The organism is Klebsiella aerogenes KCTC 2190 (assembly GCF_000215745.1).
Lineage (GTDB): Bacteria > Pseudomonadota > Gammaproteobacteria > Enterobacterales > Enterobacteriaceae > Klebsiella > Klebsiella aerogenes.
In genome coordinates, this window is sequence record NC_015663.1 from 5,128,816 (window position 1) to 5,150,835 (window position 22,020).

Consider the following 22,020-nt stretch of genomic DNA (forward strand, 5'->3'; position numbering starts at 1 on the left):
ATGGGCCAGCCGTTATTAGACATTGACGACCTCTCTATCGCCTTCCGCCAGCAAGGGGCAAGCCAAACGGTCGTCAGCAACCTGACGCTGCGGATTGCCGCAGGTGAAACGCTGGCGTTGGTCGGCGAATCAGGCTCCGGCAAGAGCGTCTCCGCGCTGTCGGTACTGCGCCTCCTGCCCTCTCCGCCGGTCAGCTACCCCAGCGGCGATATTCGCTTTCACGGTCAATCATTGCTGCACGCCGATGAACGAACCCTGCGCGGGATCCGCGGCAACCGCATCGCGATGATTTTCCAGGAGCCGATGGTGTCGCTCAATCCGCTGCATAATCTGGAGAAACAACTGTACGAGGTGCTTTCGCTGCACCGCGGCATGCGCAAAGAGGCGGCGCGCGGCGAAATCCTCGACTGTCTGGATCGGGTTGGCATCCGCAACGCCTCACGACGGCTTGCCGACTATCCGCACCAGCTTTCCGGCGGCGAACGCCAACGGGTGATGATCGCCATGGCGCTGCTGACGCGCCCGGAGCTGCTCATTGCCGATGAACCGACCACCGCGCTGGACGTCTCGGTACAGGCGCAGATTCTGCAACTGCTGCGCGAACTGAAGCGTGAGCTCAACATGGGGATGTTGTTCATCACCCACAATCTGAGCATCGTCCGCCAGCTTGCCGACCGGGTGGCGGTGATGCAAAACGGCCGCTGCGTCGAACAAAACGGCTGCCGGGAGCTGTTTCAGGCGCCAACGCACCCGTATACCCGCCGCCTGCTGGATAGCGAACCGGCCGGCAAACCGGTGCCGCTCCCCGCCGACGCGCCCATCCTACTGCAGGCCCGCGATCTTAATGTCGCCTTCCCAATCCGCAAAGGGATCCTGCGCCGGGTGGTCGATCACAATCGAGTGGTCAACCATCTGACTTTTACCCTGCGGGCCGGAGAAACACTGGGGCTGGTGGGAGAATCCGGCTCTGGCAAAAGCACTACCGGGCTGGCGCTGCTGCGGCTGATTAACTCCAGCGGAGAAATGCAGTTTGCCGGCGAGTCGATCCAGGGACGAAATCGCCGCCAGATGCTGCCGCTGCGCCGACGCATTCAGGTGGTCTTTCAGGATCCGAATTCATCCCTTAACCCGCGCCTGAGCGTCCTGCAGATTATCGAGGAAGGATTACGCGTTCACCAGCCGACGTTGACGTCCGCGCAACGTGAACAAGCGGTGATTCAGGTGATGCAGGAAGTGGGGCTCGATCCCGCGACGCGGCAGCGCTATCCGGCGGAATTCTCCGGCGGCCAGCGCCAGCGTATTGCCATTGCCCGGGCGCTGATCGTCAAACCGCAGCTGATTGTGTTGGATGAACCTACCTCATCGCTGGATAAAACCGTACAGGCGCAGATCCTGGCGCTACTGAAGACGCTACAGCAAAAGCATCAGCTGGCCTATCTGTTTATCAGCCACGATTTACGTGTTGTACGGACGCTCTGTCATCAGGTGATAGTGCTGCGGCAGGGAGAAGTCGTCGAGCAGGGTGAATGCGAGCGCGTATTTACGGCACCGCTTCAGGAGTACACCCGCCAGCTGCTGGCGTTAAGCTGACGGTCAGAAGGGGTTGTTGCCAGAGAAAGGCTCGGCAATGGCCACGCCGAAATTTTTCAGACGACAGGTAGCGGCAAACTCATCCTGCATATTAACGAACAGGCACGGTTCGCCTTCACACTCAAGAATGGAACAGTCCACTTCGATGTCGCTCAGCGCCTGGCTCAGCGTGCGCATCACCGGCCACGCTTTCTCGCCGTCCGGGCTGAGCAGTTTTAATGCCACCAGGCTATTTTCGCCCTCAGCGCCGTTTTGCGGAATCGGTTCAACTCTTGAACCCGCAAAACCGGCCAGCCAGCGATAGCTCTGCGGCAGTCGGTGTACGATAGAGAGTTGCTGTGTATTCACTTGGTTTCCCCGGAAGCAAAAGGCTTCACAATAAATTTACATCAATATTAACACATTGTTGACAAATAGTCCTGCAACAGCTTAGAAAACGCTTACACCCGCATGGGGTCAGGGCTAACAGCTTATTATCCAGAACTTTATAGTTGCCTTGCGGAAACAGTTCGCGGCTATATGTACCCGTTTCTGTGATCCAAAACAACTTTTTTATCGCAACATTGCGACTTTTTACACTAATTGATTTTACATAAAAGAAACATATAGATAAACAGGGAAGCCGATTTCGGTTGACATGTATCAAAAAAGGGGCGGAAATCGCCCCTGAAAATGTGACTTAATGTGCGACTTTTCGTCGCCGGCTGGCGTACAGATAGAAGAGAATGGAGCTAACGGCGCAAAATGCGATAGAAATCAGCATCGGCCAGGCGGTGGTAAAGGTGGCCATCGACAGCAATGCGCCGATAATCGCGCCAATCCCAAAGCGAAATGTTCCGGCCAGCGACGATGCGGTTCCCGCCATATGCGGAAACTCGTCGAGGATCACCGCCATGGCGTTAGAGGAGACCATCGATACGCAGCCGACGAACGCCGCCACGCCCACCACCAGCGACCAGAAACCAACATCAAGCAGCGCACACACCACCATCCACACCGCCATCGCCAGCTGGATCCACAGCCCGGCGCGGAACATGTTCAATGCGCCGACCCGGCGAACAAAGCGGCTGTTAATGATGGTCATGATGAACAGGAACACGATATTCAGCGCAAAATAGTAGCCAAAGTGCTGCGGCGACACGTGATTAATGTTGATGTAGACAAATGGACCCGCGCTGAGAAATGAAAACATGCCGGCGAAACTAAAGCCGCTGGCCAGCATATAGCTAAGTACCCGCTTGTGGCGGAATAGGGTGGCGAAGTTGCCAAGCGTGGTGCGAATATGAAATTTCTGCCGCCGTTCTACCGGCAGCGTCTCGCTAATAAAGAAAGCGATCATCGCCGATGCCAGCAGCGCCGCCAGCGCCAGGATCCAGAAAATCGCGTGCCAGCTGAACCACACCAGCACCGCGCCGCCGACCATCGGCGCCACCAGCGGCGCAATGGTGGTGACCAGCATGACAAATGACATCATGCGCGAGAACTCCTCTTTCGGGTAGATATCGCGCATCAGGGCGTTGATCACCACGCTGGCCGCCGCGGCCGCCAGGCCGTGGAAGAAACGCATAGTAATCAGCATCTCGATGGTCTGCGACAACGCGCAGGCCACCGCCGCCGCGGCGAATATCAGCGTCCCACCGAGGATCACCGGTTTACGGCCAATGCTGTCGGCCATCGGCCCGTACAGCAACTGCCCCAGCGCAAAGCCCAGAATATAGGTACTGAGCGTCATTTGCGCGCTGCCATCCGGCACGTTGAACTGCGACGAGATAACCGGCAGCGCCGGCAGATACATATCAATCGACAGCGGCATTAACATGGCCAACAGGCCAAGAATAAACACAATCCCAAATGAAGAATTCTGCTTTGTCGTCACGTTTTACTCCGTGCTTGTGGGGCGCCAACGCTGGCGATTTCATCTTCCGTCAGCGGGCGGTATTCGCCGGGTTCCAGCGACGCATCGAGGGTAATGTCGCCGATACGCTCGCGATGTAATCCCACGACGTGGTTACCCACCGCCGCGAACATGCGTTTTACCTGGTGGTAGCGGCCTTCGCTGATGGTCAGGCGCACTTCTGTCGGAGTGATAACTTCGAGGACTGCAGGTTTGGTGAGATCTTTTTCATTATGCAGCTGCACGCCTTTGGCAAACTGCTCGGCGACGCCCTCTTCCAGCGGATTTTCCAGCTCCACCAGATAGGTTTTTTCGCAGTGATGACGCGGCGAAGTGATGCGGTGCGACCACTGACCGTCATCGGTCATCAGTACCAGACCGGTGGTGTCGATATCCAGACGCCCGGCGGCGTGCAGCTTATGGGCAACCGGCTCATCGAGAAAATAAAGCACCGTTGGATGATCGGGATCGTCTGTTGAACAGACATAACCCTGCGGCTTGTTGAGCATAAAGTAACGGGGGCCGTGCTGCTGGGTCAGCGTATTGCCGTCATATTCCACCTCGTGCTCTGGCTGGAGCTTAAAGGAGGCATCTTTCACAATGTCGCCGTCCACGGTAACGCGGCTGCCGCGGATTTCACGCCCGGCAATAGCACGGCTGACGCCAAGCTGCTGAGCGATAAACTTATCAAGTCGCATGAGATTTTTTAGCCTGTAATAATGCTGGAGCGGGCATCTCGCCCGAAAAAGAAGAATTCCATTGGTTAGTATAACGGGCTCTTAACACCACTCAAGGGAAAAGATTCATGGCATACTATTTGCGAGTTAATTAACCCCCGAGAATTGATGACTTTTACACTACGTCCCTACCAAAAAGAGGCCGTTGACGCCACGCTCGCCTGGTTCCGCCGTCACCATGAGCCCGCCGCCATCGTACTGCCGACCGGCGCCGGCAAAAGCCTGGTGATCGCCGAACTGGCGCGGTTGGCGCGCGGACGCGTACTGGTTCTGGCCCACGTTAAAGAACTGGTGGCGCAGAATCACAGTAAATACTGTGCGCTTGGGCTGGAAGCGGATATTTTCGCCGCCGGTCTGCAGCGTAAGGAGAGCCAGGGCAAGGTGGTCTTCGGCAGCGTGCAGTCGGTGGCGCGTAATCTTGAGCAGTTTCAAAGCGAATTCTCCTTACTGATCGTCGATGAGTGCCACCGTATCAGCGACGATGACGACAGCCAGTATCAGCAAATCATCAGCCACCTGCGGCAGGTGAATCCACAGCTCAGGCTGCTTGGCCTGACCGCCACCCCTTTCCGCCTGGGCAAGGGTTGGATCTATCAGTTCCACTATCACGGTATGGTACGCGGCGACGAGAAAGCGCTGTTCCGCGACTGCATCTACGAGCTGCCGCTGCGTTATATGATTAAGCACGGCTACCTGACGCCGCCTGAGCGCCTCGATATGCCGGTGGTACAGTACGATTTCAGCCGCCTGCAGGCGCAGAGCAATGGCCTGTTCAGCGAAGCCGACCTTAACCACGAGCTGAAAAAACAGCAGCGCATCACGCCGCATATCGTTAGCCAAATCGTTGAGTTTGCCGAAAACCGTAAAGGCGTGATGATCTTCGCCGCGACCGTCGAACACGCGCGGGAAATTACCGGCCTGCTGCCGCCCGCGCAGGCGGCGCTGATTACCGGCGAAACGCCGGGGCCGGAGCGCGATCGCATCATCGAAGCCTTTAAGGCGCAGCAGTATCGCTATCTGGTGAACGTCGCGGTACTGACCACCGGCTTTGACGCGCCGCACGTCGATCTTATCGCGATTCTTCGGCCAACCGAGTCGGTAAGCCTTTACCAACAAATTGTTGGCCGCGGCCTGCGTCTGGCGCCGGGCAAAACCGACTGTCTGATCCTCGACTATGCCGGCAACCCTCACGACCTGTATGCGCCGGAAGTCGGCACGCCAAAAGGCAAAAGCGATAATGTCCCGGTACAGGTCTTCTGTCCGGCCTGCGGTTTCGCCAATACTTTTTGGGGGAAAACCACCGCCGACGGCACGTTGATTGAGCATTTTGGCCGCCGCTGCCAGGGCTGGTTCGAAGACGACGACGGCCACCGCGAACAGTGCGACTTCCGCTTTCGTTTTAAAAACTGCCCGCAGTGCAACGCCGAGAATGACATTGCCGCCCGCCGCTGTCGCGAGTGCGATACGGTGCTGGTCGACCCGGACGACATGCTGAAGGCGGCGCTGAAGCTTAAAGACGCGCTGGTATTGCGCTGCAGCGGCATGGCGCTGCAGCATGGCGGCGACGAAAAAGGCCCGTGGCTAAAAATCACCTATTACGATGAGGACGGCGCCGATGTGAGTGAGCGCTTCCGTTTGCAAACACCCGCGCAGCGTACCGCCTTTGAGCAGTTGTTTATCCGCCCGCATACCCGTACGCCGGGCGTGCCGCTGCGCTGGATAACCCCGGCGGATATCATTGCCCAGCAGGCGCTACTGCGCCATCCGGACTTTGTCGTCGCCCGGATGAAGGGGCAATACTGGCAGGTGCGGGAAAAAGTGTTCGATTATCAGGGCCGTTTCCGTCGCGCTAATGAGCTACGTTAATCCGTCAAAAACTGAGGTTTTGATTGCCGCTGTGCCGATAGGCGGCTATAATGCCGCCCGCTTTTGCATTCGCAAAGCAGATAATCTGCCTGCTGCTGGGTCGCCTGTTGCAGGCTTTATATATAGAGAGACATCAATGTTTACTATCAACGCAGAAGTACGTAAAGAGCAGGGTAAGGGTGCGAGCCGCCGCCTGCGCGCAGCTAACAAGTTCCCGGCAATCATCTACGGTGGCGAAGCTGCTCCGGTTGCTATCGAACTGGACCACGACAAACTGTGGAACATGCAGGACAAAGCTGAGTTCTACGGCGAAGTTCTGACCCTGGTTGTCGATGGCAAAGAAGAAAAAGTTAAAGTTCAGGCTGTTCAGCGTCACGCGTTCAAGCCGAAACTGACCCACATCGACTTCGTTCGCGCTTAATCGCCGATAGCAAGTTGTATGGCAAACGCCCTGGTGTCTTCTGACCCGGGGCGTTTTGTTATCTGCGCCGCCATAACCCTGGCGCGTCGTCAACAATCTCTCCCAACGCGCGGTGTTTATTCATTCCCGGCAACCACAGCATCACCATGGTAACGTTAAGCCCCTGATTACCGACCTCGGTGGCAATTTCAGCAACCCCCTGCCACTCGTCGGGCCGTAAATGATCGGGTAAAAAACCCCAGCCCTGCCCCTGCTCCATTGCGTGGCGCAACATGGTGATTTCATTCATATACAGCGTATGGCCGGATATCTGCAGCCGGCGGGCGATTTGATCGTCGCTGCGCCGGTGCATGACTAACTGCGGGGTGAGCGATAAATTCAGCAACGTCAGCGGCCTTGCGGTACCAGCGAACAACCGCTGCGCGGCGTAAAAGCGTAAATCAACGGTACCCAGCGCCCGCCACTCCATTTCGCTACCCAGCGTACGATTGTTCGCCTGGCAAATGGCCATATCCGCGACGCCATCGCTCAACGCCTGCTCGGCTTCGCGACGCGAAGCGCTCCAGCAGCTTAAACGGATCTGCCGCCGGGCAAGCGTATCGGCCAGCAAACAGAGAAATTCACGCGGCACGAAAGAATCGTACACCAGGCGTAATTCCTGCCAGGCCGTTTGCGGCAGCGTTTGCGCAAAAGACTCGAAAGCCTGCGCCTGACGCAACAACAGGTGCGCCTGGCGAAAAAGCTGCTCGCCCTCGGCGGTTAAAGTCAGGCTACGCCCTGCACGGCTGAATAGCCGGTAGCCCAACGCATCTTCCAGGTAATCCAGCAGATCGCGAAGCGTCGTACGGTCTTTCCCTAAACGGATCGCCGCCCGCGACAGACTACCGGTCTCAGCAATCGTCGCGAAGGCTTCAATCTGTGCAAATGAATACTGCAGGGTTTTCATCCTTCCCTCCCTTTCGGGGGAAAATCCCCCATGTAGTGATTTTAGCCGCCGCGCGCCGATTTATATACTGCGATGCGAATCTATGGCAAACGAGGAAATGAAAATGATAAGAAAACCACTGGCCCTGGCGTTAATTTTGGCGGCGCTGCCGGCGGCGGCAATGGCGCAAAACTGCGGCGGCCTGACGCTGGATGTCTGCCCCACGCCTTACGATCAAACGCTACCCGCGGCCAAAGACATGCTCACCTGGGATCAGACTTCACGCGTGATTGGCTTTCGTAATGACTATCGCAACTATGCTGGCGATGTATTCCGCCACGGCGCCTCGGTCCCGCTGGAGCGCGCTGAAAAGCAACTGACCGATGCCCGCTATACGCTCAACGGCCACACCTGGAATTTGCAGGATTACCTGAAGCGCGAAAACGTCAGCGGTATGCTGGTGCTGAAAGACGGTAAAGTCGCCTGGAAATATCTCGCCGAAGGTAATACCGACACCACGTTGTGGACCTCGCGCTCGGTGGGCAAATCGGTCGTCTCGACGCTGGTCGGCATCGCTATTCAACAGGGTAAAATCCACTCCCTCGACGACCTGATTACCGTTTATGAACCCGAACTGAAAGGCACCGCCTGGGACGGCGTAACGCTCAAACAGCTCATTCAACATACCAGCGGCGTAGAATGGAATGAAGATTACACCAACCCACAGTCGCACTTCGCCCGCCTTACCCAGTGTGAAGCTCAGCCCGGCGCCTATGATTGCGTGCGTAAAATTGTGTCGACGCTGTCGCGTAAACACCCGGCAGGCGAGCAGTGGTCCTACTCTTCCGGCGGTGCATGGCTGCTGGGCGATGTGCTGGAGCGCGCGACCGGTATGTCGCTGGCCGCCTGGCTTGAACAATCACTGTGGCAGCCTGCGGGTATGGCCCACGATGGCGTCTGGCACGCCTACAAAAAAGGACAACATGATGTCGGCGCCCACGGCTTTAACGCCACCCTCGAAGACTGGGGCCGCTTTGGCGAGTTTGTCGCCCGCGATGGCCGCCTGAGCAACGGTAAACAGCTGGTGCCCGCTGGCTGGTTCGATCAAGCCGCAAGCTGGACAAAAGCGCTGAACTCGGTTTCAGCCGCGCATCCGGAAGGTATCTATGGCTATCAATGGTGGAATAACGCCATTCCGGCCAATGCGCAAAACGTACAGCCGACGCCGCAGGAAGGGCTGAAAGGCTCGCTGTGGGCGCTGGGGATCTACGGCCAGGTGATTATGGTCAACCGTGCGGAACATCTGGTGATCGTGCAGTGGTCAACCTGGCCACAAGCGGAACCGTCCTTTAACGCACAGCCGCTGGAAGCGGCGCTGATGTACAGCGCCATTGCCCGCGAATTGCGCTAATCTCCCCTGCTCCTTGCCGCTTAACCGGCAAGGAGCGTATCGGCATTTAACGCCAGGTGCTGCAGCAGCATAATGGTTTTCGCATCCACGATTTCGCCATCGCGAATGGCCTGTAACGCCCGCGCCAGCGGCCACTCCAGCACTTCAATATCCTCTCCTTCCGCCGCCAGCCCGCCGCCATCGCCACGGCGATCGTCCGCGGAGTATTCGGCAATAAAGAAGTACAGCTTCTCGGTAACCGACCCCGGGCTCATAAACGCGGTGAATACTGGCTCAATGCGGGTAACGCGAAATCCGGTCTCCTCTTCCGCTTCGGCGATAATGCGCTCTTCCGGCGAGGCGTTATCCAGTAATCCCGCGGCGGCTTCGATCAGAAAGCCGTCGTGACCGTTGATCCACACCGGAAAACGAAACTGCCGGATGAGCACCACGCTCTGCTTGTGGCGGTTATAGAGCAGAATAACCGCGCCGTTGCCGCGGTCGTAGGCTTCCCGGCTCTGCTCCTGCCAGCGCCCATCCCGGCGCAACAGCTCAAAGGTATATTTTTTCAGCGTGTACCAGTTATCGGACAAGAGCGTTTCGCGAACGTGGCGAACGCGCGGTGCGTCTTCATGCATGATTTTTCCCCTTCCAAGGTGACAACTGGCAACATAACATGCATAATCGTGCACAAACAAGATCAATCGTGAGTAAAAAAAATGCTCGCCAGCCAGAGAAAACAGCACATCCTGCAGATCCTTGCCGCAGAAAAACAGGTGATGTCGGGGGAGTTGAGTCAGCGCTTTCAGGTCTCAGAAGACTCCATTCGTCGCGATCTGCGCGAACTGGCGGCGGAAGGTAAACTGCAACGGGTCCACGGCGGCGCGCTGCCGGTATCCGCCGCTATCGCGCCAATCGAAAGCAGAAAAAACGTGCAGATGGCTTCCAAACAGGCGATAGCTTGCCGGGCAGCGGCGCTTATCCAGCCAGGGCAGGTGGTCATCGTCGACGGCGGTACCACCACCACGGCGATGATCGCCGCGCTACCTGCCGACCTTGCTTGTACCGTGGTGACGCACAGTCCGGGGATCGCCGTGGCGCTGGTCGAGCATCCGCGGATCGAAGTGATCCTGCTCGGCGGTACATTGTTTAAACATTCCGTAGTTACGGTCGGCACCGGGACGCTGGCGGCGATGGCGCGGATTCATGCCGATCTGTTCTTTATGGGGGTTACCGGCGTGCACCCGCAGGCGGGCTTTACCACCGGTGATTATGAAGAGGCGGGCATTAAGCGCGCGCTGGCGGCCAGAGCCGCAGAAACCGTGGTGATGGCCTCTGCCGAAAAAATTAATTCCGCCTCCGCGTTTGCCATCGGCGAGCTTAATCTTGCCAGCACAGTGGTTATCGATAGCGAACTGGATGACAGGTTACGTCAGAAGCTTAAGCAAAGCGGCGTCGGGATTATTCAGGTAGCAGGTTAACCCGGCGGCATCATGTTCCGCCGGGATAATCAGCAGGGATTAATTACCGCCTGAGGTACGGCGCTGCAGCTGATCGCGCAGGTTCGGCGGCGTACCTTTAATGGTCAACGTATCCGTTGCCGGATCCCAGAATACGCGCTCGCCGAGCAGCATCGCATCAAAGTTAATGGTCAAGCCGCCGCCGCTACCGGCAAATTTGGTCAGCTGGCGCAGCGTACTGCGATCCGCCGGGAAGCTCTCTTCGAGCTCATAACCCTGCTCGGCGGTAAACTCCTGGAAACTCTTTTCGCTGACGCCTGAGAGCTCTTTCGACAACGACTCCAGCTCGATCTCTTCGCCTGCCTGCAGCTGTTCGTTACAGTAGGCATACACCTGCTGGCGCACGTTCTGGCGCTCGGATTTATCCAGCTGCGCGTCAGCGGCGAAATCATCCACCGCCTGCAGCAGACCGCGGTTCTGCGCTTTGGCATTGAGCCCTTCGCTGGCGCCGAGGAAGTCCATGAAGAAATCGGCGACTTTACGCCCCACCCGCCCTTTCAGGAAGGTCAGATAACGGGTCGATTCGGGATTGGTTTCCCACTCGGTCAGATCAATACGCGCCACGATGTCGGCATGGTTGATGTCCAGGTAATGGGTGGAACTGATATCCAGCTCTTCGTTAACGCGCATGCTGCTCAGATTATTGAGCACCGCCACCAGCAGATACTCGACCGCCAGGTAACGATACTGACAGAACAGCACAATGCCGCCTTCAGCAAATGGATACTTCGCCAGCTCATCGCGCAGGCGGCCGGTTGCCGCACGGCTGAAAGGAAGAAATTCTTCTTCACCCTGACGCTGTAAACGCAACGCTTGCGCCAGTTCGCTCTCTTCATTAAAGAGGCCGTAGGCTTTGCTTTTTGCGCTGTAGACACGATGCAGTTCGGCCATCATCTCCACGACAGTGGCATTTGGTTCCAGCAGCGACTCGCGTAGCACCAGTTCCAGATTCTGTTCATCACGTTTGATCAACTGATGCAGGGCAATCTGGTCGATATCCAGACTCATGTTAAACTCTCCTTTTAGACCGGGCGGTATTCAACCACCACCGGGACGACGACGCAACCGGCAGACGCCTCTTTTATGCTTGAGACTCGCGTGGCCGGGCGCTTTTGCGCCGTGGCGAAAAAATGCGGAAAAAAAGCTGCTGCTACGGTAATATGTTGCCCTTTCACGAACAAACAGATTTTGAGTTTATGCCACAAATATCCCGCTATAGCGATGAACAGGTCGAGCAGCTGCTCAGCGAGCTAACGAACGTCCTGGAAACACACAAAGCGCCGGTTGACCTGTCACTGATGGTGCTGGGCAATATGGTGACCAATCTGCTCAACAGTAGCGTCGCGCCGGCGCAGCGTCAGGCAATCGCCCGTTCTTTCGCCCAGGCGCTGCAATCGTCCATTAACGACGATCCCGCGCACTAAGGATAACGAACAACAGTATATGGTGACTCTTCGTCAGCCCTACCGAGAAAAAGTCTCCCAGATGGTCAGCTGGGGACACTGGTTCGCCCTGTTCAACATGTTGTTGGCAATGGCGCTCGGCAGCCGCTATCTTTTTGTCGCCGACTGGCCAACGACGCTTGCCGGACGAGTATTCTCGTATGTCAGCCTCGTTGGTCATTTCAGTTTTCTGGTTTTCACCAGCTATGTACTGATTCTCTTTCCGCTGACCTTTATTGTCGGCTCGCAGCGGCTTATGCGCTTCCTGTCGGTTATCTTCGCCACCGCGGGGATGACGCTGCTGCTAATCGATAGCGAAGTTTTCACTCGCTTCCACCTGCACTTAAATCCCGTCGTCTGGGAACTGGTGATTAACCCCGATCAGAACGAGATGGCTCGCGACTGGCAGCTGATGTTTATCAGCGTACCGATCATCTTCCTGATTGAGATGCTTTTCGCCACCTGGAGCTGGCAAAAGCTGCGCAGCCTGACGCGCCGCCGCCACTACGCGCGCCCCGTCGCCTGGTTTTTCTTTATTTCGTTTATCAGCAGCCACCTGATTTATATCTGGGCGGATGCCAATTTTTATCGCCCGATCACCATGCAGCGGGCCAACTTGCCGCTCTCTTATCCGATGACCGCCCGCCGCTTCCTTGAGAAGCATGGCCTGCTCGATGCGCAAGACTATCAGCGTCGTCTGGTTGAGCAAGGCGCGCCGGAAGCGGTTTCGGTGCAATATCCGCTGAGCGATCTGCGCTATCGCGACCTCGGTACGGGTTACAACGTACTGCTCATTACCGTGGATAACCTTAACTATTCACGTTTCGAGAAGAACATGCCGCAGCTGGCGGCTTTTGCGAAAGAGAGCGTCAACTTTAGCCAGCATATGAGCTCCGGTAATAGCACCGACAGCGGGATGTTCGGCCTGTTCTACGGCATATCGCCGGGTTATATGGATGGCGTGCTCTCGGCGCGTATCCCGGCGGCGCTGATTACCGCCCTCAACCAACAGGGTTACCAGCTTGGCCTGTTCTCATCAGACGGTTTCAGCAGCCCGCTTTATCGCCAGGCGCTGCTGTCGGACTTCTCGCTGCCGGCGGCTAAAACGCAGAGCGATGAACAAACGGCCGACCAATGGATCGGCTGGCTGGATCGCTACGCTCTGGACGAGAACCGCTGGTTCTCGTGGGTATCGCTGAACGGCACTAATATTGATAACAGCCAGCAGCAGAATTTTGCGCGCACCTACGGCCGCGCCGCAGGCAACGTCGATACACAAATTGGCCGCGTGCTGGACGCGCTGCGTAAAGCGGGCAAACTGGATAATACGGTGGTGATAATTACCGCCGGGCACGGTATGCCGCTGGATAACAAGCAGGGTAAATTCGACTGGTCACGGGGCAATCTGCAGGTGCCGCTGGTTATCCACTGGCCGGGAACCCCAGCGCAAGAGATCGCAACGCTCACGGATAACAAAGACGTGATGACCACGCTGATGCAGCGTCTGCTGCACGTGTCGACGCCAGCGAATGAATATTCGCAGGGCGAAGACCTGTTTAGCCCGGCACGCCGCCGCAGCTGGGTCACTGCGGCCAATAGCGATACTCTGGCGATTACCACGCCAACGATGACCGTGGTGCTCGACCACAACGGCACCTACCACACCTGGAACAGCGATGGTGAGAAGATTAAAGACCAAAAACCGCAGCTCAGCCTGCTGCTGCAGGTGCTGACGGATGAAAAACGCTTTATCGCTAACTGATTGATTAATTTTAAATCAATCAGTTGTCGGTCGCTTGCATTCGATGGGGGAACGGGTAATATTATCCTCCACGCGTCGGCACGTAGCGCAGCCTGGTAGCGCACCGTCATGGGGTGTCGGGGGTCGGAGGTTCAAATCCTCTCGTGCCGACCAAAAATTTAACCGGTAGGTTGCTACAACCACCGGTCCCCTTTAGAACCCGCACTCTCCCTGAGAGCGCGGGTTTTTTAATGTTTGTACTCCCCTTCCCTTTGTGACTGCGATTATCCTGATGGCAAATTGTTAAATTCCATCTATCATTCGACTGTATTCGTTATCATCTGGAGCGGACCCAATGAGAGTTAAAGGACTTACCAAAGGATTTTTTATCCTTATTTTACTGATCGTTACCCTGGCCTTTTTTGACGTACTCTCCCCTTACTATTCCGCTATCCTGTGGGCAGCTATCCTGGCGGTGATATTTAATCCGGTAAAAAACAACATCCGTACGCGCATCGGTGAGCGCAACGGTATCGCGGCGCTACTGACCGTCGTGATTATCTGTCTTATTGTTTTCACCCCGTTGGCGATTATCATTTCGTCGCTAGCCTTCGAACTCAACGTGGTCTACACCAAGTTACAGCACAACGACACCCAGTTTCCGACGGTGGTCGCCAACCTGTTTGCCCATCTCCCGAGCTGGGCCAGAAGTTTCCTCTCCGAGCACAATCTCGATAGCGCGGAACAGATTCAGCAGCAGCTGTCCGATGCCGCCCTGAAAGGCGGGCAGTATCTGGCCGGTAGCGCCTTCCTGATTGGTAAAGGGACCTTTGGCTTTACCGTCAGCTTCGGCATTATGTTATACCTGCTGTTCTTCTTGCTGAAGGATGGCCCCTATCTGGTACTTCTGATCCTTGAATCCTTGCCGCTATCCAATTACGTAAAACAACATCTGTTTGCCAAATTCGCCGCCGTCGCGCGGGCGACGGTTAAAGGCACCGTTGCCGTCGCGCTGGCGCAGGGGGCTCTCGGCGGCTTTGCATTCTGGATTGTCGGTCTTGATGGCAGCATTCTGTGGGGCGCTTTAATGGCCTTTCTGTCGCTCATCCCGGCGGTGGGCTCCGCCATCATCTGGGTGCCGGCGGCGATTTACCTGTTCGCCACCGGGCAATTGTGGCAAGGGGCGTTTATTGTCGGTTTCTTCGTGATTGTCATCGGCCTGGTGGATAACATTCTGCGTCCGCTACTGGTGGGGAAAGATACCAAAATGCCGGATTATCTGATCCTGATTGCCACCCTTGGCGGCATGGAAATCTATGGCATCAACGGCTTTGTCATCGGCCCGCTGATTGCCGCCCTGTTTATTGCCTGCTGGAACCTGTTATCGGGCCGTGAACACGCCGGGAACGCCGACTTACTGGACGAAGAGTTTATTGAAGAAGCCAAAAACAGCCGCGATGAATAGCTAACGCAAGCCTCAGCTTGCTAGTGCATTTCACTATTCATATTGAAAATAATGGTAAATAACTCTTACCATTCACGACAATGATGTTAGTCTGTATTGGTTAGTAACGATAATAAAGGATGATCAACCGTGAAAAAAATCGCTACGCTTGCTGTTTCTCTGCTGGCCGTTGCCTGTGTTTCCACCAGCGCCTTAGCCGCTGAACAGCCGCTGGAGAAAGTCGCCCCCTATCCGAAAGCGGAAAAAGGGATGAAGCGTCAGGTGATTCAGCTGCCGCAGCAGCAGGATGAATCCGCGTTAAAAGTTGAACTGATGATTGGCCAGACGCTGGAAGTCGACTGCAACCATCACCGCCTGGGCGGTCAACTGGAAAGCAAAACCCTGGAAGGCTGGGGCTATGACTACTATGTCTTTGATAAGCTGACGTCCCCGGTTTCCACCATGATGGCCTGCCCGGACGGTAAGAAAGAGAAGAAATTTGTTACCGCTGGTCTCGGCGATACAGGCCTGCTGCGTTACAACAGCAAGCTGCCGATCGTGGTTTATACTCCGGCCAACGTCGAAGTGAAATACCGCATCTGGAAAGCTGAAGAAACTATCGGTAATGCCGTTGAGCGTTAATCGCCTGCGGTAATACAAAACGGCAGCCCGAAGGCTGCCGTTTTTGTTATAGCGCGATATCCGCCATCGGTTTGCCGCCGGTCAACGGTTTGAGTTCGGCCTGCGGCACCTCGTCCGCCGCGGTCGTCGGCTCGTAGTGTAGCCCCAGCACTTCACTGGTCCACGTCAGCGCCTGCTCAATAGCGGCTGGGTTACCATCCAGACGCATACCGTAGCTCGGCACGATCTCTTTCATCTTCGCCTGCCAGGCCGGCGTCTGTACTTTGTCTTTGAAGACTTTCTCCAACAGCTGCACCATGATCGGCGCCGCCGTCGACGCGCCAGGAGAAGCGCCCAGCAGCGCGGCTACGGTGCCTTCATCATCGCACACCACTTCGGTGCCAAGGCGCAACACGCCGCCCATCTTCTTATCACGTTTGATAATCTGTACACGCTGACCGGCCTGCCACAGGCGCCAGTCCTCTTTGCGCGCTTCCGGGTAGTACTCGCACAGTGCGGCATGACGATCTTTATCTTTCTGCAATACCTGGCTAATCAGATATTTCACCAGGTCGAAGTTATCCATTCCGACGTTAAGCATCGGCAGAATATTCGAGGTATTCGTCGAGGCCAGCAGATCCCAAAGCGATCCATTTTTCAGGAAACGGGTCGAGAAGGTCGCGAATGGCCCGAACAGCACCACGCGTTTGCCGTCGATAATACGGGTGTCGATATGCGGCACCGACATCGGCGGCGCGCCAACTTCCGCCTGGCCGTAGACTTTCGCCAGGTGATGATTAACCACTTCCGGGTTCTCACACACCAGGAACTGTCCGCCAACCGGGAAGCCGGCGTACTCTTTCGCCTGCGGAATGCCGGTTTCCTGCAGCAGCGTCAGAGCAGCGCCACCCGCGCCAATAAAGATGAATTTGGTTTTGATCGTTCGCTTCTGGTGACGATTGTTGGCATCCGCCAGCGTCACCGTCCAGCTGTTGTCCGCATTGCGCTTAAAACGGCGAACGACGGTACCCAACTGGAGAGAAAAATTATCATGCGTCTGTAGCCCGGCGATCAGCTGGCGAGTGATCTCGCCGTAGTTAACGTCGGTGCCCATTTCGGTACGCGTCGCCGCCACTTTTTGCTGCGGATCGCGACCTTCCATCACCAGCGGCGCCCACTCCTTGATCTGCTGATGATCTTCAGAATAGCGAATACCGCGGAACAGCTCGCTCTGCTGCAGCGCCGCGTAGCGCGCGCGCAGGAAGTTAACGTTGTCTTCGCCCCACACAAAGCTCATGTGCGGCACGCTGTTAATAAAAGATTTCGGCTTAGTCAGGATGCCGCGGGTCACCTGGTGGGCCCAAAACTGACGAGAAATATGGAAGGACTCATTGATATCGACCGCTTTGTCGATATTGATTCCATTGGCGGTTTGCGGCGTGTAGTTAAGCTCCATCAGCGCCGCATGGCCGGTACCCGCATTGTTCCAGCCGTTCGAGCTTTCCTCGGCAACGCTGGTCATCTGCTCGACCATGGTAATAGACCAATCCGGCTCCAGTTCCTGCAGCCAGGTTCCCAACGTGGCGCTCATGATACCGCCGCCAATCAACAATACATCCGTCTCTTGCTCATGGCGGGTGTTGGTCCGATTTGTATTGGAACCAACCGCCTGTGAGCTGGGTACGGCCATCTTTTTCTTCATCGGATTTGAGCCTTACTTTTACTCGCTTTTTTTATTTAGCGCAGGTGAAACGATTCTCGGGATCAAAGGTACCACCTGTACTCAAAAATTTAAATATTGTTTAAATTTTAAGTTGAGTTTTGAGATCTGTTATAAAAATGTTTAATAAATGTGTACACAAAATCACTTTTTGTACTGGTATGATGGTCATTTCCGCGCTATCATCTCCCGTTCTGTGATGGAGCGCACGCCAACGGCGGCATGCCTCACTTCAAATTTTTTATCATCCGCGAACTTTTATGCCCTCAACTTTCCGCTCTCTCTCTCCGGCGTTGATAACACGCGAGACCCTTGCTGGCGTGCTGACTGCCCTGGCGTTAATTCCTGAAGTCATTTCATTTTCGGTCATTGCCGGCGTTGACCCACAGGTCAGCCTGATTGCTTCGGTAGTGCTCTGTCTGGCGATGTCGGTTCTTGGCGGGCGCCCGGCGATGGTGACGGCGGCGGCAGGTTCTGTCGCCCTGGTGATCGGCCCGATGGTACATCAGCATGGCGTAGGGTATATTCTGCCTGCTGTCATTCTGGCTGGTATTATTCAAATTTTGTTTGGGATATGCGGTATGGCGCGGTTAATGCGCTTTATCCCGCCACCGGTGATGACCGGGTTTGTTAATGCGCTAGGCATTCTTATTTTTTTCGCCCAGGTTCCCCATTTCTGGAGCAGGCAGCCGCTCATCGTCGGCCTTTTCGTTCTGACGCTGCTCATCGTACTGTGGGCGCCGCGTTTTATCAAAGCCGTGCCGGCGCCGCTTATTGCTATCGTCCTCCTTACTGCTTATACCGTCACCAGCGGGCAGCTCCTGCCGACCGTGGGTGATGAAGGCGCTATGGGCGGCGGTCTGCCGGGCTTCAACGCGCTGGCGGTGCCGCTGGATTTAAGCACCTTAAAAATTATCTGGCCCTGCGCCCTGAGTATCGCCTTTGTCGGCCTGATGGAATCGCTGCTGACGGCAAAGCTGGTGGACGATCTCACCCATACGCCGTCAAATAAGTCGCGTGAGAGCGCAGGACTGGGGATCGCCAATATCCTCGCGGGCTGCTATGGCGGCATCGCCGGATGCGCGATGATCGGCCAGACTATCGTTAACGTAGAAATGGGCAAGGCGCGCAGCCGCCTGTCGACGATAGTGGCCGGTATGGTACTGCTGCTTCTGGTGACGGTGCTGAGCCAGGTGATGGCCAAAATCCCAATGGCGGTTCTGGCCGGGGTCATGGTGATCGTGGCGGTGAAAACCTTCAGTTGGCAGAGTATTCGCCCAACCGCGCTGGCGCGCAATCCATGGCCGGAAACGGTGGTCATGGCAGCGACCGTTGTCGTGACGGTCACTACCAGTAATCTGGCTATCGGCGTACTGACGGGGCTTATCGCAATGGCGCTCATCCCTCGCCGCCTGCGCGTAAAAGATCAGCTTACATCAGAAACAGCGTCGCCAGACCAAGGAAAATAAAGAAGCCGCCGGTATCGGTAATCGCGGTGATCATCACGCTGGAGCCGACCGCCGGATCGCGCCCCAGCTTGACCATCACCATCGGGATGATAACCCCCATCATCGCCGCCATCAGCAGGTTGAGCATCATCGCCAACGTCATCACCCCGCCAAGCTGCGGGTCATCGTACAGCCACCAGGTGATAGCGCCCATTATCCCGCCCCATACCAGGCCATTAATCAGCGCGACGCCCATCTCGCGCAGGATCAGGAAGGTAAAACTTCCCGGCTGGATCTGCTGCAGCGCCATCGCACGGACGATCATGGTGATCGTCTGATTGCCGGTATTCCCGCCAATCCCGGCGACGATCGGCATCAGCGAGGCCAGGGCCACCAGCTGCGAAATCGTATGTTCAAAGCCGTCGATCACCCGTGAAGCGATAAACGCCGTACAGAGGTTCACCGCCAGCCACGCCCAGCGGGTTTTCACCGCTTTGCTCACCGGCGCAAAAACATCATCATCTTCGCTCAGACCGCCCATCCGGCGCAGGTCGTTATCGGTCTCTTCGTACACCACATCGACGATCTCATCGATGGTCAAACGCCCCATCAGCTTGCCGTCGGCATCAATCACCGCAGCACTCAGTAAGTCGTCGCGTTCGAAGGTACGCGCTACTTTTTCCGCTTCTTCCTGCGGCTGGAAAGTCACCGGATCGCCTTCCATCACTTCGCCTACGCGCTTTTGCGCATCATTGAGCAGAATAGTCTGCAGCTCCAGCTCGCCAAGCAGCAGTTTATTACGGGTGGTGACGAACAGTTTGTCGGTGTTTTCCGGCATTTTGCCCAGACGGCGCAGATAGCGCTGTACCGCCGCCAGAGTGGCTTCCGGACGTACGGTAATCACTTCAAACTCCATGATCGCGCCGACGGTGTTATCGGCGTAGCGCATCATCTGACGAATGCGCGCACGTTTATCCGGCGGCAGCGTCGCCAGCAGGCGGCCGGTTAAGTCGCGCGGCAGGTGCTGCAACAGGTAAACCTGTTCATCAATATCCAGCGATTGCAGGGCAAATATCAGGTCGTGATCGCTCATCTTGTCGATGAGATCGCCCCATACGCTCTCTGATGCCTCCAGCAGCACTTCGCCGCGCTTGTCATCGGCAACCAGCCCCCACAGCGCGGTACGCGCGTCATAGGGCAGCGCTTCCAGGGCATCGGCGAGGTCCGGCGGCGGCAGATGCGACACCAGCACTTCCACTTCCGCCAGGTCATCGGCCAGCGTCCCTTCATCATAGCGCTCCGCGAGGGTGAGTTTCCCCAGCAGCGCGGAGGTGACGGCTTTATCAGTGCTCAATAGCCAAATCAGGCGGGCGCGTTCTTCATCGCGTAATCGGGCGCTTTTTTTATGCAAAACGGACATCGCTCAGGCAATCCTTGTGAGAATAGAAGTCGACCTGCATGGCCGCAGCCATAAGCATAGCGCGAGGAGGGGGAAATAATAACCGCCAGCAATTTATCTGCTGTAAAAACCAGCAATATGTCCCGAACGGGCGAGCACGCCCGATCGGGTAACCAGCAAAACCGTCAGGCGGTACGCGCGACCGCATCGCGGGTCGCCAGTTCGCGCTCAACGCCGGTGAGCTCGCTAAGCTTGCCGCTGCGCATCTCCAGCAGGCGATCGGCATGCTGGAAATAGTGATCATCGTGGCTGATAGCAAACACGGTTTTCCCCATTTGCTGCATCAACGGTAATAACACCTGATAAAACTCGCGGCGGAAATGCGGATCCTGATCCGCTGCCCATTCATCGAGCAAAATGATATCGCGCTCTTCGGCCAGCGCCAGCAGCAGCGCCACGCGTTTTTTCTGCCCTTTAGACAGCTTCAGATCGAGGATTTTCCCCTCTTCCAGCTGCAGCTTGTGGTCCATCTTCAGATACGCCAGCCACTTCGCGACCAGCGCCGGATCGGCGCGTTCGCCTTTTGGCCCTAACAGACGATCAAATAGCCAGACATCGGTAAATACCGCCGAGAACAGCTTGCGGTAATCTTCTGGTTTTTCCGCCGCCAGCGGCTGACCATCGAGCAGGATCTGCCCGGAGATCGGTTGATACAGCCCGGTCAGCAGCATCGCCAGCGTCGACTTGCCGCTGCCATTGCCGCCAATCAGAAACACCAGTTCGCCGCGTTTGAGTGTCAGATTAATCGGCCCGACGGCAAAACTGTTATCCGGGTAGTGGAACGACACGTCGCGCAGCTCCAGGGTCTGCCAGTGCGGATGCGCCTGCGGCTCGGGGAAACCGGCGCGATAAGGCGCCAGCGCGAACTGATGCAGTTTATTGAATGCCACCTGGGCGCTGAGCAAGGTCGGCAGCGCCCCCACCGCCGACAGCAGCGGCGTGCGCAGGAATAACAGCGTCAGAGAATAGGTCGCCGCCACCGCGGTATTGGCCCACCCGAGGCCATTCGCCATCCAGAACACCAGACTGATGGCGCCAAGCATCATGATATTCGACCAGTTCACCGCGCTCAGGTGGAACGTATCGGCGCGGATGATGTGGTGGCGATAGTCGCGGGCATCCGGCAGATACAGCTGATTAAAAACGTATTCGGCGCGTTCGCGGTTGAGCGTCAGCTCTTTGCGCCCTTCCAGCACCGTCTGATAATCATGATACAGCTTATCTTCGGTCTCACGCAGCGTCGCCATATGCTTATAGACGCGCGCCACCAGCACAAAGCCGCCCCAGATGGTGACCGCCATCCAGACCGCGGTCACCAGCATCATTTTACCTGACAGAAAAGCCAGGTAGGCGGCGGACCCGAAGGTCAGGATAATCCCCTGCACCAGTTCCGGCAGGCGCACAAAGGCGATGGTAATGTTACGCACGTCACTAGTTAAGCCCGCCAGCAGCGAAGCGCTGCCGATTTTTTCGATCTTTTCGATTTGGGTGTCGAGAATGCGTTTAATAAATTCGCCGCGCAGGCGATAGACAAAGTGGTGGCCAAGCGTGGTTAACGCCAGCTGCGAGCCGAGCGTGACCGCCATCAACAGCAGCAGCAGGCCGAGAAACTCCGGCAGCACGGTGAGCGAGGTATCCACAAGGGAAATCAGGCGCAGGTTAATAAAGGCGATAAGCCCGATACCCAGCGCCGCGCTGAGCAAACTGAGCGCCATGACGGCAATGAACGGCCAGCGGTACTGGCGCCAAACAAGAACAAGTAATTCCATAAGCTACGATCCGGACAAGCAAACAGCCAGCAG

The 22,020-nt window shown here is 56.5% G+C and carries 19 protein-coding genes and 1 tRNA gene; 11 read left to right on the plus strand and 9 right to left on the minus strand.

The genetic code is table 11. From position 1 onward, the window contains the following. Positions 1–1,590 carry a microcin C ABC transporter ATP-binding protein YejF gene (gene yejF / locus EAE_RS24300; protein WP_015365679.1) on the plus strand — a complete coding sequence of 530 codons (1,590 nt, stop codon included), beginning with the start codon at positions 1–3 and terminating at the stop codon, positions 1,588–1,590. A gap of 3 nt (positions 1,591–1,593) precedes the next feature. Here the strand turns inward: yejF and EAE_RS24305 are convergent, their stop codons facing one another. From EAE_RS24305 to rsuA, 3 genes are all read right to left on the minus strand, one after another. After that, positions 1,594–1,938 carry a YejG family protein gene (locus EAE_RS24305; RefSeq protein WP_015365678.1) on the minus strand — a complete coding sequence of 115 codons (345 nt, stop codon included), beginning with the start codon at positions 1,936–1,938 and terminating at the stop codon, positions 1,594–1,596. 331 nt (positions 1,939–2,269) lie between these two features. Continuing rightward, positions 2,270–3,466, minus strand: a complete 1,197-nt coding sequence (locus tag EAE_RS24310; RefSeq protein WP_015365677.1) for a Bcr/CflA family multidrug efflux MFS transporter — start codon at positions 3,464–3,466, stop codon at positions 2,270–2,272. After that, positions 3,463–4,182 (minus strand): 16S rRNA pseudouridine(516) synthase RsuA, encoded by a 720-nt coding sequence (gene rsuA, locus EAE_RS24315; protein ID WP_015365676.1) that lies wholly within the window; start codon positions 4,180–4,182, stop codon positions 3,463–3,465. Before rsuA ends, EAE_RS24310 begins: the two co-directional genes overlap by 4 nt. Positions 4,183–4,329: 147 nt before the next feature. Here rsuA and radD point away from each other — a divergent pair, with 147 nt between their 5' ends. Both radD and rplY read left to right on the plus strand, forming a co-directional pair. After that, positions 4,330–6,087 carry a DNA repair helicase RadD gene (gene radD / locus EAE_RS24320; protein WP_015706128.1) on the plus strand — a complete coding sequence of 586 codons (1,758 nt, stop codon included), beginning with the start codon at positions 4,330–4,332 and terminating at the stop codon, positions 6,085–6,087. A 136-nt stretch (positions 6,088–6,223) separates the two neighbouring features. Then, the gene (gene rplY, locus EAE_RS24325) at positions 6,224–6,508 is read left to right on the plus strand and encodes a 50S ribosomal protein L25 (protein ID WP_015365674.1); all 285 of its coding nucleotides are present in this window, start codon (positions 6,224–6,226) and stop codon (positions 6,506–6,508) included. Between the two features lie 58 nt (positions 6,509–6,566). Here rplY and EAE_RS24330 read toward each other — a convergent pair whose 3' ends face one another. Further along, positions 6,567–7,454, minus strand: coding sequence for a LysR family transcriptional regulator (locus EAE_RS24330; protein WP_015706129.1), 888 nt, complete (start codon positions 7,452–7,454; stop codon positions 6,567–6,569). Positions 7,455–7,557: 103 nt separating this feature from the next. Between EAE_RS24330 and EAE_RS24335 the strand changes: the two genes are divergently transcribed. Then, positions 7,558–8,844 carry a serine hydrolase domain-containing protein gene (locus EAE_RS24335; protein ID WP_015706130.1) on the plus strand — a complete coding sequence of 429 codons (1,287 nt, stop codon included), beginning with the start codon at positions 7,558–7,560 and terminating at the stop codon, positions 8,842–8,844. A 20-nt stretch (positions 8,845–8,864) separates the two neighbouring features. Here EAE_RS24335 and EAE_RS24340 read toward each other — a convergent pair whose 3' ends face one another. Then, on the minus strand, positions 8,865–9,461 hold the full coding sequence (locus EAE_RS24340; RefSeq protein WP_015706131.1) for an NUDIX domain-containing protein: 597 nt from the start codon (positions 9,459–9,461) through the stop codon (positions 8,865–8,867). An 81-nt stretch (positions 9,462–9,542) separates the two neighbouring features. Here EAE_RS24340 and EAE_RS24345 point away from each other — a divergent pair, with 81 nt between their 5' ends. Then, positions 9,543–10,304, plus strand: a complete 762-nt coding sequence (locus tag EAE_RS24345; RefSeq protein ID WP_015706132.1) for a DeoR/GlpR family DNA-binding transcription regulator — start codon at positions 9,543–9,545, stop codon at positions 10,302–10,304. A gap of 39 nt (positions 10,305–10,343) precedes the next feature. On the opposite strand, the gene yejK is transcribed toward EAE_RS24345, so the two are convergent. Continuing rightward, complete coding sequence (gene yejK, locus EAE_RS24350) at positions 10,344–11,351, minus strand: nucleoid-associated protein YejK (protein ID WP_015365669.1); 1,008 nt, start codon at positions 11,349–11,351, stop codon at positions 10,344–10,346. A 188-nt stretch (positions 11,352–11,539) separates the two neighbouring features. On the opposite strand from yejK, the gene EAE_RS24355 reads away from it, so the two are divergent. The 5 genes from EAE_RS24355 to eco all read left to right on the plus strand — a co-directional run bounded on the left by EAE_RS24355 (position 11,540) and on the right by eco (position 15,612). After that, positions 11,540–11,767: a YejL family protein gene (locus tag EAE_RS24355; RefSeq protein WP_015365667.1), complete on the plus strand. Its 228-nt coding sequence runs from the start codon at positions 11,540–11,542 to the stop codon at positions 11,765–11,767. A gap of 19 nt (positions 11,768–11,786) precedes the next feature. Then, positions 11,787–13,547, plus strand: a complete 1,761-nt coding sequence (gene yejM / locus EAE_RS24360; protein WP_015706133.1) for an LPS biosynthesis-modulating metalloenzyme YejM — start codon at positions 11,787–11,789, stop codon at positions 13,545–13,547. Positions 13,548–13,623: 76 nt separating this feature from the next. Continuing rightward, positions 13,624–13,700: transfer RNA gene (locus tag EAE_RS24365), tRNA-Pro, on the plus strand. A 181-nt stretch (positions 13,701–13,881) separates the two neighbouring features. After that, positions 13,882–14,991: an AI-2E family transporter gene (locus tag EAE_RS24370; RefSeq protein WP_015365665.1), complete on the plus strand. Its 1,110-nt coding sequence runs from the start codon at positions 13,882–13,884 to the stop codon at positions 14,989–14,991. A 129-nt stretch (positions 14,992–15,120) separates the two neighbouring features. Beyond that, positions 15,121–15,612 (plus strand): serine protease inhibitor ecotin, encoded by a 492-nt coding sequence (eco, locus tag EAE_RS24375; protein ID WP_015706134.1) that lies wholly within the window; start codon positions 15,121–15,123, stop codon positions 15,610–15,612. Between the two features lie 46 nt (positions 15,613–15,658). On the opposite strand, the gene mqo is transcribed toward eco, so the two are convergent. Beyond that, positions 15,659–17,293 (minus strand): malate dehydrogenase (quinone), encoded by a 1,635-nt coding sequence (gene mqo / locus EAE_RS24380; RefSeq protein ID WP_015706135.1) that lies wholly within the window; start codon positions 17,291–17,293, stop codon positions 15,659–15,661. Positions 17,294–17,571: 278 nt separating this feature from the next. Between mqo and EAE_RS24385 the strand changes: the two genes are divergently transcribed. Continuing rightward, positions 17,572–18,780 carry a SulP family inorganic anion transporter gene (locus EAE_RS24385; RefSeq protein ID WP_032708763.1) on the plus strand — a complete coding sequence of 403 codons (1,209 nt, stop codon included), beginning with the start codon at positions 17,572–17,574 and terminating at the stop codon, positions 18,778–18,780. On the opposite strand, the gene mgtE is transcribed toward EAE_RS24385, so the two are convergent. Both mgtE and EAE_RS24395 read right to left on the minus strand, forming a co-directional pair. Beyond that, the gene (gene mgtE, locus EAE_RS24390) at positions 18,743–20,179 is read right to left on the minus strand and encodes a magnesium transporter (RefSeq protein ID WP_015706137.1); all 1,437 of its coding nucleotides are present in this window, start codon (positions 20,177–20,179) and stop codon (positions 18,743–18,745) included. The genes EAE_RS24385 and mgtE overlap by 38 nt on opposite strands. A 164-nt stretch (positions 20,180–20,343) precedes the next feature. Next, the gene (locus EAE_RS24395) at positions 20,344–21,987 is read right to left on the minus strand and encodes a multidrug ABC transporter permease/ATP-binding protein (RefSeq protein ID WP_015706138.1); all 1,644 of its coding nucleotides are present in this window, start codon (positions 21,985–21,987) and stop codon (positions 20,344–20,346) included. Positions 21,988–22,020 lie beyond the last annotated feature (33 nt).